This is a genomic window from Phaeobacter sp. BS52, assembly GCF_045040595.1.
In the GTDB taxonomy this organism is placed as follows: Bacteria; Pseudomonadota; Alphaproteobacteria; order Rhodobacterales; family Rhodobacteraceae; genus Phaeobacter; species Phaeobacter piscinae.
On the sequence record NZ_CP090662.1, the window covers coordinates 2,498,209 to 2,510,366 of the forward strand.

The following is a 12,158-nucleotide window of genomic DNA, read 5'->3' on the forward strand; positions in this document are numbered from 1 at the left end:
GTCTTGCGCTGCAAGTCGTGGTCGGTATTTCCGGCAGTGTCAATGCAGCCTGTGCACGGTTGGTCGTGTTGGCGCGCGCTCCCAGATCACGACCTGGTGACCGCCGGATCTGTGCAATTCTGCCAGCATCCGCTCCATACGCAACCCCGGCAAGGTCGCGAAGGCATCAAAGAGCGCATCGGTGTTGGTTGCATTGACCGGGATCGCCAAGGCGGACTGCCCCGGTTGGTCCAGCAGCCAATGGGGTGGTTTGGCGGCGTGATCCAGTGTCAGGCGCTCCAGTTCGGAGAGCGCGACAGCACCACCGGTGAGGGGGCCGAAATAGGCGATCTGCCCTTCGTCCACCTGAACCACACCGGGGCCGCCGCCGCCGAGGCGAAACCGCCTGCGCTGCATGCCGATAACCGCGATGACAACGCCCAGCCCCAGCAGCGCCCAGCCCAGCAGCGCCTGAAATCCGTAGCTGCCAAGCGCCCAGAACAAGCCAAGCGCACCAAGAGCCGTCGCCGCAATCATCTCGCGCCAGCGCCAGAGCGCCGCGCGGGCTTCTGGTCGAATGAAGGTCATGAGACAGACCCTCCCCCCGCCATCGCAGGCTGCGGTACGTGATCAAAAAGGACCAGCGAATAGCCGCCAATGAGTTGAAATCCGATGGCCCGATAGGCCCGCACGGCGGCCTCTCCCGCTGCAAAAAGCACGGCCTGTTCCACCCCTGCCGCATGGGCCTCCTTGAGGTGTAGTGCCAGCGCGCAGCGGGCGTAGCCGTGGCCGCGTTGTTCCGGCGGTGTGTAGACCCCGCCGATCTGCACCACCTCTGGCAGCTGCGCGTTAAATCCTGTCATCGCAACCCAGCGGTCTGCGATGTTCAGCACCCGGTGACTGTCGCGCAGCAGGTAACTGTCGATATCCTGTGATGCGACGGCCACGGCCTCGGTCGCGGGGGTGCCGAGAATTTCCTGATGATAAGCCGCCCGCCACTGCACCAACATCGGACGGGGCGCAGCCGACAACGGGTGTAGCGTCGCGCCCGTTAGTTGCGGTCGGTCTAGGCTGCGCAGATCCAGATCCGTCAGCGATAGCGCCAGCCCCGGTTCATCACGATCAAGCCGTTTGGGGTGCTGGTCGAGCCCGGTGGCCGCAAGGTAGCGCCGCGCTTGAGTCGTTTCCCCCAAGACGCCGACCTGGGGGTGCGATGAGGTCTCTGCCAGTCGCTGCTCGACCAGCTGTTGCAATTCGTGCCAGTCCGTGGCGCTGGCCTCCGCCGCCTGCAGCAACAGGGTGCCATCGTTGGTCAGACCCGCGACGCCGCCATTGCCACTGCCGCGCACCCACAGGCGCATGGCCTTGGCCTCGGCCCCGTGCAGGCCGTGGTCGCGCAGATTGATCAGTAGAAACATGGAGCTGGCGACGTTGCAACGCAGCAGATCATGGATCGCAGCGAGGTCGCCGTCCAGTGCCGGACGCCAGCTCATCCCCAATCTCCATAGCGTTGCTGCCAAACGGTTAGTGCCGCGACCGCAGCGGTATCAGCGCGCAGGATGCGCGGGCCGAGGCTCACGACATGGGACTGCGGCAGCGCGTGCAGACGCTTGCGTTCGGCTTCAGAAAACCCGCCCTCGGGTCCAATCACGATGGCCCATGGCGCCTGTGCCGCTGTTTCGCTGGCCAATGCCAAGGCGCTGCCGACCTCGGCTTCGTCGCAAAACATCAGCTGGCGCTCTTCGGGCCAGTGGTCCAGCACACGGGAGAGTTTTTGCAGATCGGCAACCTCTGGCACATAGGTGCCACCACATTGTTCGGCGGCTTCAACCGCGTGGGCCTGAAGGCGGTCCTGGCGAATGCGGTCGGAATTTGTGAACTCGGTCTGGACCGGCAGAATCCGCGCCGCCCCCATTTCGGCGGCCTTTTCCACAATGAAATCGGTACGGGCCTTTTTGATCGGGGCAAACAGCAGCCACAGATCCGGCGGCAACGCCAGCGGGCGGGTCTGCTCCTGGCAGATAAGAACGCCACTACGCTTGCTGGCCTCGGCCACCTCCACGCGCCACTCACCGTCGCGCCCGTTGAACAGCAGCAGCTGTGCCCCCACCGCCTGCCGCATCACCCCAAACAGGTAATGCGCCTGATCCCGGTCCAGAGGAACCGATTGCCCTGCCCCCAGCGGGTGCTCTACATACAGTCTGATCTTTGCACTCATGAGGCATACATATGCAAGGCGGGACGCCAACACCAGATGGACAGGTCGCAGATGCGGTCAAAGGCAATTGGGTCGATCGCTACGCCCCTGAATGGAGCCGCCCCTATCTGCGCCTCAGCCGCGCCGATCGACCCATCGGCACCTGGCTGCTGCTGATCCCTTGCTGGTGGGGGCTGATGCTGGCGATCCTGTGGGATCAAAGCCCACGCTGGGGGGATCTGTGGATTTTTGTCGCCTGCGCCGCCGGAGCCTGGCTGATGCGCGGCGCGGGCTGCACCTGGAACGATATCACCGACCGCAATTTTGACGGGCAGGTGGAACGCACCCGGTCACGACCCATTCCATCGGGTCAGGTCACGGTCACCGGGGCTGTTGTCTGGATGGGGCTGCAGGCGCTGATCTCGCTCGGTATTCTGCTGAGTTTCAATCAGGCCGCGATCGCGATGGGCATTCTGGCCTTGTTCCCGGTGGCGATCTATCCCTTTGCCAAGCGGTTCACCTGGTGGCCACAGGTGTTTCTGGGGCTGGCCTTCAACTGGGGCGCAATGCTGGCCTGGGTTGCCCATACCGGCACGCTGAACTGGCCAGCCGTTATCCTGTATCTGGCGGGAATTGCCTGGACGCTGTTCTACGACACCATCTATGCCCATCAGGATACTGAGGATGACGCACTGATCGGGGTCAAATCGACGGCACGGCTGTTTGGCACGCAGACGCCCATGTGGCTGCGCCGGTTCATTGTCGCCACTGTCAGCCTGATGGCGATCGCCATCATTTTGGCTGTGCAGCCGCAGGGATCGGTTCTGGCGCTGATGCTGGCGCTGGTCGCGCCTTGGGCGATGGGCTGGCATATGACCTGGCAACTGCGGGTGTTCGATGCAGAGAACACTGATCGTTTGTTGCAGTTGTTTCGCCTCAACCGGGATACGGGCTTGATTCCGCTGATCTTCTTTGCCGCAGCTCTGTTCGCATGATTGAACCCGTCGCGCAGCCCCTGTAAGACAGGCAAAAGCCGTCTCAGACGGACGCCCCAACGGAGACCAGCCTGCCCATGCGCCTGTCCTCGCTTTTGATCTCTGGCCTGACCTTTGTCGCCGCTGCCGCGCTGAGCCTGGTGGTGGCCGGTTTTGCGGTGACGGGCATCGAAGCAGGCAGCGAAACCGCCGTACGCCGTGCGCTGGACAAAGCCGGTCATACCTGGGCCGAGGTCACCGCTGACGGGCTGCGCGTGATCCTGAATGGCACTGCACCCGATGAGGCCACACGGTTTGGCGTGATATCACTGGTCGGCGGCGTGGTCGACGCGGCGCGGGTGATCGACGAGATGCAAATCACCCCCTCAGAAGGCATTGCCCCGCCCCGGTTTTCAGCCGAAATTCTGCGCAACGACAGCGGCATTTCAATCATCGGGCTGATCCCGCGCGTAACCGACCGCGAAACAGTGATCACCCGGCTGAATACAATCGCCGGTGCGGATCAGGTTGCGGATCTGCTGGAAACCGCAAATTACACCGCTCCCAAGGGCTGGATGCCCGCAATGGACTACGCATTGGATGCGCTGAGCCTGCTGCCCCGGTCAAAGATCTCGGTCGAGGCAGAGGAAGTATCCATCACAGCCATTTCCGACAGCGCCGAAGCCAAGGAACAGATCGAGAAACGCCTGACCCGCATGGCGCTGAGCCGGGCTGCGCCTGTCGCTGGATATTGCGGCGCCGCGCCCGGTCATCACCCCGTTTACGCTGCGCTACAGTCTCGATGACACCGGCGGCCGTTTTGATGCCTGCTCTGCCGAAAGCGAGCTGAGCCGCGACCGCATTTTGCGGGCGGCGACCAAGGCCGGGTTTGACGGCAAGGCTGATTGCGTAATTGGTATGGGCGTGCCCTCGCCCAATTGGGCCCGCGCCGCAGAGCTGGGGATTGCATCCTTGGCAGAACTGGGCGCGGGGTCGGTGACGCTGGCCAATGCCGATATGACGCTGGTTGCAGCGGAGGGGACCGCACCGGCACTGTTTGATCATGTGGTCGGCGAGCTGGAGAGCGCGCTGCCCCAGGTTTTTGCCCTGCATGCGGTCTTGCCCGAGCCGGAAACCAATGAAGGCACCGGTCCGCCTGAGTTTACCGCAACCCTGAGCCCGGAAGGCCAAGTGCAGCTGCGGGGGCGGATTTCGAATGAGGCGCTGCGCCAGATCAGCAGCAGCTATGCCAAGGCGCGGTTCGGTTCACAGAATGTCTATAGTGCCACGCGGGTGGTTGAGGATCTGCCTGCCGATTGGCCGGTGCGGGTGCTGGCCGGGCTTGAGGCGCTGTCCCATCTTCAGCGCGGCGCGGTGTCGGTGACCCCGGACAGCCTGAGCCTGAACGGAATGAGCCACCGCGAAGATGCGCCCTCTGAGATCGCCAAGCTGTTGTCCGCCAAACTGGGTGAGGCAGAGAGCTATGAGCTGAACGTAACCTATGAGGAGCCGCCGGAACCTGCGGATAAACCGATGTCGCCGGAACTGTGTGAGGCGGAGCTGGCTGCGGTGCAGACAGTCTCAAAAATCACCTTTGAACCGGGGTCGGCGACCGTGGCCGCCGACAGCCGGGACACATTGGATCAGATCGCCGACATCCTGGCGCGCTGTGACGGGGTGCGGCTGGAAATCCAGGGTCATACCGACAGTCAGGGGCGCGAAGAAATGAACCAGAACCTCAGCCAAGCACGGGCACAATCGGTTCTGAATGAGCTGCGGGGCCGTCGTCTGGTCACCAGCAGCTTCACCGCCAAGGGGTATGGCGAAAGCACCCCGATTGCGAGCAATGACACCGAAGATGGCCGTGAAGCCAATCGTCGGATCGAATTCCGCCTGATCCGCCCGGCCAATGAGGCCGCCAGAGAAACCACGCTTGATGAGGCCGCCACCGCCCCTGAAGGCACCTCAGAGACCCCTACCGACAGTGAACAGGAGACATCCGGACAATGAACAGGACAGAGTTCATCATCACCACTGCCATTATCCTGTTTGTCGCCTTTGCGATGGGGTGGTTTGCCAATTGGCTGGTGCATCGCTTTACCCGCGTGAAGCAGAGCGACGTGGCCGATCTGGACCGGATGAGCCAGGAATTGCACGAAGCAGAAGAAACCCGCGATCAGGCGATCACCTATCTGCAACAGCGTGAGGCCGAGCTGTCCAATCAGCTGGCCCAGACCGAGGCAGAGTTGCGGGCGGCGATGGACGGTCTGCGGGATGCGCGCCGCGAAGCCGAAGAGCTGCGCGGACAGCTCCACGCCTAAGGCGCTCTGCGGGGATTACACAGTCTTCCCAGCGGGTCAAAGCCGCAGTGAGGTCAGTCCCAGCGGGTCAGCGCCTCTTCGTCGCTGTCCTTGGCCTCGACCCAGTTGCCGGTGCCGTCCTGTGTCAGCTCTTTCTTCCAGAAGGGGGCGCGGGATTTGAGGTAATCCATCAGATATTCCGCCGCCTCAAATGCATCGGCGCGATGGCGTGCCGCGGTGGCGACCATCATGATCTGCTCACCCGGAACCAACCGCCCATGGCGATGAATGACCAGCGCATCCGCAAGGGACCAGCGCTGTTGTGCCTCCTGCGTGATCGCCTCTATCGCGCGCTCGGTCATGCCGGGGTAATGCTCAATCTCCATCGCCACCATGTCGCCGTTGTCGGCCCCCCGCACCACGCCGGTGAAGGTTACAAGAGCGCTCGGCATTGGTGCCAAAGGTCGCAACATCCGACGCAAAGCGCTGGCTTTCCTCCCCCAGATCAAAGGCGTCCGTCTGCACTGCGATCCGCATCGCTCAGCCTCCGGTCATAGGTGGGAAAAACGCCACCTCTCGCACGCCATCAAGCGAGGCATCAAAATCAGAGAGATCCTGATCCAGCGCCACACGTAGCGCCGACAGATCGGCGAAGGCGGCCGCATAGCGCGGATCGCGGGCGCTGAGTTCGGCCACCAGATCGCGCACATTTGCGGCCGTGCTGTCCACACGCTCCTTGGGCAGTCCGATACGCTCGCGCACCCAGGCGAAGTAGAGAACATCCATCAGCGTGTCTCCTTCAGATGTGGCAGCGCCTTGCGCATGTAGTCGGCGCCAGTGATCAGCGTCAGCGCCGCCGCGACCCACAGCAGCAACAGGCCCAACCAGCTGGTCCAGATCATACCCTCGTATTTCCAGCGCAGGCCAAATTCATCGCTAACCTCCCCCAGCATAATCTGATCGACAAGCGCCTGATCCATGCCAAAGGAAGACATCACCAGATAGTGTTCGAAAATCCCTTGGGAAAACAGCGTGGCGATGGCGATCATCTGCGCGGTGGTCTTCCATTTTGCCAGCGCCGTCACCTTGAGCGTGCCAGCCGTATCGCCGAGAAATTCGCGCAGACCGGAGACAAACACCTCACGAAACAGGATCACCGTGGCGGGCAGCACCAGCCAGGGCGTCCAGTGTTCGGCGGCGTATCCAACGAGGATCATCAATGCGATCACAACCATCGCCTTGTCAGCGATGGGATCAAGCATCGCCCCCATCTTCGTCTCCTGCCCCCAGGACCGGGCGAGGTAGCCGTCAAACCAGTCGGTGATCGCCGCGCTGACAAAGAGGATCAGCGCAAACCAATCCGCATAGGGGCGCGAAAAATAGAGGAACATAATCGCGAGCCCCGGTGCTGCCACCAGGCGCATCAGGGTGAGGATATTGGGCACGGTCCATTTCATGGCTGCACACTAGCCCGCAGTTTCACGGGTGGAAAGCGGTACAGATGAATTTTCGGACGCGAATGGCCACATCTTCGCGACTGTTTTTTGACCATCAAGTCAGGACCTTGTCGCTGCCATACCTTCTGCCACCCACGGAGTGCGCCGCGCCCGACACCAGATCGCTGCCTGGCAAGCTGACACTGGTGTTAAACACTTACCCCTGCGCGTGGAAGAAATCATAGATCCGCTGCGCAAGCGCCGCCGAGACCCCCTCTACCGCCTTCAGGTCCGACAGGTTGGCCCGGCTGACCGCCTTGGCGCTGCCAAAATGCGCCAACAGGGCACGTTTGCGGGCCGCACCGACGCCCGGCACCTCATCCAGCGGCGTGGCGCCCATAGCTTTCGCCCGTTTGGCGCGGTGGGTGCCAATTGCAAAACGGTGCGCCTCATCCCGCATCCGCTGCACAAAATAAAGCACCGGATCATTGCGCTGGAGCGCAAAGGCGGGCTCACCCAAGCGGTGAAACTCCTCCTTGCCGTGGTCCCGATCGACACCTTTAGCGACACCAATCATAGGGATGTCCTGCACACCATGCTCTGCCATGATCTCTGCCACCGCGCTGACTTGCCCGGCACCACCGTCGATCAGCAGAAGATCCGGCCAGAGTCCCTTCTCGCGGTCGGGATCCTCCTTCAGCAGGCGCGAGAAGCGGCGGTTGAGCACTTCTTTCATCATGCCGAAATCATCACCGGGCGTGAGGTCATCCCCCTTGATGTTGAACTTGCGATAGGCGTTTTTCATGAACCCCTCCGGGCCCGCAACGATCATGCCACCCACCGCATGGCTGCCCTGAATATGCGAGTTGTCGTAGACCTCGATCCGCTGCGGCGGCCCTTCCAGTCCAAAGGCCTCGGCCACACCGCGCAGCAGTTTCGCCTGTGTTGCGCTTTCGGCCATGCGGCGGGCCAGGGATTCGCGGGCGTTGCGGACGGCACCCGCCACCAGCTCTGTTTTCTCCCCGCGTTGCGGCACCAGAATTTCGACCCGGCGCCCGGCCTTGTCGCTGAGTGCCTGCTCCATCAGGTCGCCGTTTTCAATCTCATCAGACAGGATCAGCTGCCGGGGCGGTTCCTTGTTGTCGTAGAACTGGCCGATGAAGGCCTCCATCACCTCCGCCGGGGAAACATCACCGTTGATACGGGGATAGAAATCCTGGTTGCCCCAGTTCTGATTGGCCCGAATGAAAAACACCTGCACGCAGGCCTGTCCGCTGTCGAGATGCAGACCGATCACATCCGCCTCCGCCACACCACGGGGGTTGATGCCCTGCGAGGTTTGCACCTGAGTCAGCGCCTTGATCCGGTCGCGCAGGGCGGCGGCGCGCTCAAACTCCATCGCCTCGGAGGCGGCGGCCATCTGCTCGGCCAGCTCTTCCTGGATCTTGGTGGAGCGCCCGGACAGAAACCGCTCGGCATCCCGCACGGAGGCCGCATAGTCCTCGGCCGAGATTTCACCGGTACAGGGTGCGGTGCAGCGCTTGATCTGGTATTGCAGGCAGGGACGCGTGCGGCTTTCGAACATCGCATTGGTACAATTGCGCAGCAGGAAGGCCTTCTGCAACTGGTTGAGCGTTCGGTTCACCGCGCCTGCACTCGCGAAGGGGCCAAAATAGCTGCCCTTCTCGCGCCGGGTGCCGCGGTGTTTCTTGATCTGCGGAAACGCATGATCCTTTGCGACCAGAATATTGGGGAAACTTTTGTCGTCGCGCAGCAGCACGTTGTATTTTGGCTTGAGCTGCTTGATCAGGTTCTGCTCCAGCAGCAGCGCCTCAGTCTCCGTGCGGGTGGTCAGGAACATCATCGATGCGGTTGCCGCAATCATCCGCTCAATCCGGGGCGAATGGCCCGGACGGGAATAGTTCGACACCCGCGCCCGCAGATTGCGCGCCTTACCGACGTAGAGGACACGGCTCTCGCTATCCAGCATCCTGTAGACGCCCGGAGAGCTGTCCAGGGTCTTCAGATAATCCTGTATAACGGCGTACCCCGTCCGGAGGGTCGGGCATGCCGTTTCGGGCGAGGTTTCGGGCTGATGGTCTGTCATGTTTCGAGATCTATGATTCCCGCAGGTGGTCTGCAATGTTAGCGCATCAGGATCAACATGGAACAAATCCACTGATGCTGTGGATAAGTCTGGTAATATCTTATGGCTATCCGCGATTTTTCCTTATTTTTGGCTGATTTCCAGCGTCTGCCTAAAAAATAGGCACTTATGTAGGTTATTGATATCACAACAAAAGTTTTCATATTGCGGACAAGTTTATGATTTCAAAAGGATTTTTGTAACGGATTTACGACGGGTTGACGCTACGTGCACAACTTCGGCGCTACCACTTTTGAACCGCTCCGCAAAGCGGGTTATTCCAGCCCCACAACGTCCGGTGTTTCCCAGCTGAGATGCTGACCGCTATCGATGCAAATCAGCTGCCCGGTGACCGATGGCGCGCGCAAAAGATAGCTCAGCGCCGCTCTGATATCAGCCGGATCGGCACCGCGCTGCAGCGGGGTGTTGGCACATTGGCGGGCGAATTGACTTTCGCTCTGCCGCGGACCTCTCAGCGTGGGCCCCGGGCCGATACCATTGACACGGATGCGGGGCGCAAGCGCCTGCGCACTGGTGCGGGTCAGCGTCCACAGCGCGGATTTCGCCAGCGTATAGGTCATGAAATCCGGTGTCAGTTTGCGCACGCGCTGATCAATAAGATTGATGACGGAGGCAGAAGCCAGCGCCCGCCCCTGCTCATCAACCTGTTGCGGCAGATCCTGCGCGGCCAGCTGCTGCGTCAGGATAAAGGGCGCACGCAAATTGCTGTCCATATGGCGGTCCCAGCTGTTGCGGGTCGCCGTCTCCAGACTGTCGTGCTCAAATATGGAGGCGTTGTTCACAAGACAGGTGATCGGCCCTCCCAGAGCCTCCGCAGCGGCAGGCAGCAGAGCCTCAGTCGCCGCCTCCTCCAGCAGGTCGGCCTGCAGGGGAACAGCAACGCGGCCCATCGCGCGAATATCTGCCGCTGTGGTTTCTGCCGCATCAGCTGAGCTCGCGTAGTGGACAGCGACGTCATAGCCGTTTGCCGCCAGTTCCAACGCCATCGCGCGGCCAAGTCGCTTGCCCGCGCCGGTTACCAATGCCCGCATTTTGCTCTCTCCTCATCTGCCTGTTGGCAATGAGTTAGAACAGCTGCACCAGGTAGACCACATAAACGGCAGATAAAATCACACCCCAGGTGCGGGTGATGTCCATTTTGAAGAAGACAAAGGGCACCAGCAGCAGTGACGAGGCCAGCATCACCCAGAGATCCGCCCGCAGGAAAGAGGGGTCAACACTGATCGGACCAACAAAGGTCGCAATGCCGACGATCGCCAGGAGATTGAACATATTGGAGCCGATAACATTGCCAAGCGCGACATCCGCCTGACGGCGCAACGCGGCCATGACGGTGGTCGCGAGTTCCGGCAAAGAGGTGCCAATCGCCACCAGCGTCAGGCCGATCACAGTTTCCGTGACCCCATAGGTGCGGGCGATGATCGACGCGTTGTCGACCAGCAAATCAGCCCCCAGCGGCAGGCCGATCAGCCCCAGGAAAAGGTAGATACCGATGCGCCAGTAAGGCATATCGGGATCGGCCTCCTCGATGTCATCCAGCTCACTGTCCTTGCCATTGCGGCGATGGGCGCGGGCCTCGCGGAAGGCAACACCAAGAACCACAGACAGAGCCGCTAGCAGGATCAGGCCGGACCAGACCGTGAAAGTCCCGCAGAAGGCCAGTCCGATAAACAGGACCGAGGCGATCAGCATAAACACATAGTTCTTGCGCGTGTCGCACTCGCTGGTGTGCAAGGATCGCATCAGGGCGGGAATGCCCAGGACCATCAGGATGTTGGCCGTGTTTGACCCGACCACATTGCCAAGCGCAATCCCGTCAGCATTTTCCCCGACGGCGCGGATGGCGATCAGCAGCTCCGGCGCCGAGGTGCCAAAAGCCACGATCGTCAGACTGACGATCAACGCTAAGCACACCCAACCGCAGGCTGAGGTTCACAGCCCCGCGCACCAAAGCGTCCCCGGCGAGCAGCAGGATCACAAGCCCAAGTCCAGACAACAGCCATGGCATCATTGCCGAGGCCCTCCATTCTTTTTGCAGGCGCAGGGGCCTTTTCCGATCTTGAAGCGGCCGCAGCTGCCACAGCGCCGCGAGGCCAGATGTTTTTGGCCGGGCATCCGCAGCTTGCCGAACATCGCCAGCACAGCCATCACCACAAGAAACAGGGAAACGATCTTAAAAATCACGTCAGAGGCCAAACCGCGCGTATTCGGCGCGTTCCTCAATGCCGCTCAGCGTGTCTTGCGCAATCTGCACACCGATCCGGCCCAGAAGCGGCTTCTTAATGCCGTAGCGGCGGAACCGCACCTTGGGACCAAAGCGCGCCTGCATTTTGGGGCGCAAATGGCCGATGCCATCAATCAGACCAAGGGAGACGGCGCGTCGTCCGAGCCAGATCTCACCGGTGTAGAGATCCTCGCTGGTGTCCAGTTTGTCGCCACGGCGGTCTTTGACATGGGCGATGAAATTGTCGTGGATATCGCCCAGCAGCTGCTTCAGGCGCTTCACGTCCTCTGCATTTTCCGGACGGAACGGGTCCAACATCGATTTGCTGCGACCGGCCGTGTAGACCCGCCGCTCGACGCCTTGACGCGCCAGGAACACATGGGCACCGAAGCCTGCGGAAATGACGCCAATGGAGCCAAGGATCGAGCTTTCATCGGCCCAGATCTCATCCGCTGAGGCCGCCAGCCAGTAGCCACCTGAGGCCGCCACATCTTCGACAAAGGCGATGGTGGGAACCTTCAGCTCCTCAGAGAGGCGGCGAATACGCGCGCCGATCAGGGCGCTTTGCACGGGTGAGCCACCGGGTGAGTTGATCTCGAACGCGACCGCAGCAGGCTTTCCCTTGCGGAAGGCACGTTCCAGCACCGGACCCAGTGCGGCATCATTCAGTGCACCGCGACCGGCCATGCCAATGGCGCCATTGAGGCGCACAACAGCAACCAGCGGTGGCTTGTTCAAGAAGGGCAATTTCAGGTTCATGTCGCCGATGTAGAATGCCGACTGACCTGAAACAAGGGATGGCGCCGGAACGAAGCAAGCGCAGCGGCAAAAAAGCCGCGCAGCTTGGGTAAAATTGCAACGTTCCCCTAATACGTGCGAGG

Annotated in this window: 10 protein-coding genes and 3 pseudogenes; 3 read left to right on the forward strand and 10 right to left on the reverse strand. The window is 61.4% G+C overall.

Annotated features, from left to right (window positions below; all coding sequences use genetic code 11):
• Positions 1 to 39 precede the first annotated feature (39 nt).
• Genes L0Z65_RS12090 through L0Z65_RS12100 form a run of 3 tightly spaced genes read right to left on the reverse strand, consistent with a single transcriptional unit; the run spans position 40 to position 2,197 of the window.
• Positions 40 to 567 (reverse strand): hypothetical protein, encoded by a 528-nt coding sequence (locus tag L0Z65_RS12090; RefSeq protein ID WP_405107909.1) that lies wholly within the window; start codon positions 565 to 567, stop codon positions 40 to 42.
• Entirely contained in the window at positions 564 to 1,472 is a 909-nt protein-coding gene (locus L0Z65_RS12095; RefSeq protein WP_405107912.1) for a GNAT family N-acetyltransferase, read from the reverse strand. Before L0Z65_RS12095 ends, L0Z65_RS12090 begins: the two co-directional genes overlap by 4 nt.
• Positions 1,469 to 2,197: a 16S rRNA (uracil(1498)-N(3))-methyltransferase gene (locus tag L0Z65_RS12100; protein WP_102897755.1), complete on the reverse strand. Its 729-nt coding sequence runs from the start codon at positions 2,195 to 2,197 to the stop codon at positions 1,469 to 1,471. Before L0Z65_RS12100 ends, L0Z65_RS12095 begins: the two co-directional genes overlap by 4 nt.
• 11 nt (positions 2,198 to 2,208) lie before the next feature.
• Here L0Z65_RS12100 and ubiA point away from each other — a divergent pair, with 11 nt between their 5' ends.
• The 3 genes and pseudogenes from ubiA (at position 2,209) to L0Z65_RS12115 (ending at position 5,471) form a co-directional block, all read left to right on the forward strand.
• Positions 2,209 to 3,171: a 4-hydroxybenzoate octaprenyltransferase gene (gene ubiA / locus L0Z65_RS12105; protein WP_118069513.1), complete on the forward strand. Its 963-nt coding sequence runs from the start codon at positions 2,209 to 2,211 to the stop codon at positions 3,169 to 3,171.
• Between the two features lie 77 nt (positions 3,172 to 3,248).
• Positions 3,249 to 5,160, forward strand: a pseudogene (locus L0Z65_RS12110) (OmpA family protein).
• On the forward strand, positions 5,157 to 5,471 hold the full coding sequence (locus L0Z65_RS12115) for a hypothetical protein (protein WP_040171367.1): 315 nt from the start codon (positions 5,157 to 5,159) through the stop codon (positions 5,469 to 5,471). Before L0Z65_RS12110 ends, L0Z65_RS12115 begins: the two are co-directional and overlap by 4 nt.
• Before the next feature lie 53 nt (positions 5,472 to 5,524).
• Here L0Z65_RS12115 and L0Z65_RS12120 read toward each other — a convergent pair.
• The 7 genes and pseudogenes from L0Z65_RS12120 to L0Z65_RS12150 form a co-directional block, all read right to left on the reverse strand.
• Positions 5,525 to 5,987, reverse strand: a pseudogene (locus tag L0Z65_RS12120) (molybdenum cofactor biosynthesis protein MoaE).
• A gap of 3 nt (positions 5,988 to 5,990) precedes the next feature.
• Positions 5,991 to 6,236 (reverse strand): molybdopterin converting factor subunit 1, encoded by a 246-nt coding sequence (moaD, locus tag L0Z65_RS12125; RefSeq protein WP_040171373.1) that lies wholly within the window; start codon positions 6,234 to 6,236, stop codon positions 5,991 to 5,993.
• On the reverse strand, positions 6,236 to 6,907 hold the full coding sequence (pgsA, locus tag L0Z65_RS12130; protein WP_096870447.1) for a CDP-diacylglycerol--glycerol-3-phosphate 3-phosphatidyltransferase: 672 nt from the start codon (positions 6,905 to 6,907) through the stop codon (positions 6,236 to 6,238). Before pgsA ends, moaD begins: the two co-directional genes overlap by 1 nt.
• A 196-nt stretch (positions 6,908 to 7,103) precedes the next feature.
• Complete coding sequence (gene uvrC / locus L0Z65_RS12135) at positions 7,104 to 8,993, reverse strand: excinuclease ABC subunit UvrC (protein ID WP_405107918.1); 1,890 nt, start codon at positions 8,991 to 8,993, stop codon at positions 7,104 to 7,106.
• A gap of 314 nt (positions 8,994 to 9,307) precedes the next feature.
• Positions 9,308 to 10,084 (reverse strand): SDR family oxidoreductase, encoded by a 777-nt coding sequence (locus L0Z65_RS12140; RefSeq protein WP_102897760.1) that lies wholly within the window; start codon positions 10,082 to 10,084, stop codon positions 9,308 to 9,310.
• 34 nt (positions 10,085 to 10,118) lie between these two features.
• Positions 10,119 to 11,064: pseudogene (locus L0Z65_RS12145) on the reverse strand (calcium/sodium antiporter).
• Between the two features lie 174 nt (positions 11,065 to 11,238).
• Complete coding sequence (locus L0Z65_RS12150) at positions 11,239 to 12,036, reverse strand: S49 family peptidase (protein ID WP_405107921.1); 798 nt, start codon at positions 12,034 to 12,036, stop codon at positions 11,239 to 11,241.
• Positions 12,037 to 12,158 lie beyond the last annotated feature (122 nt).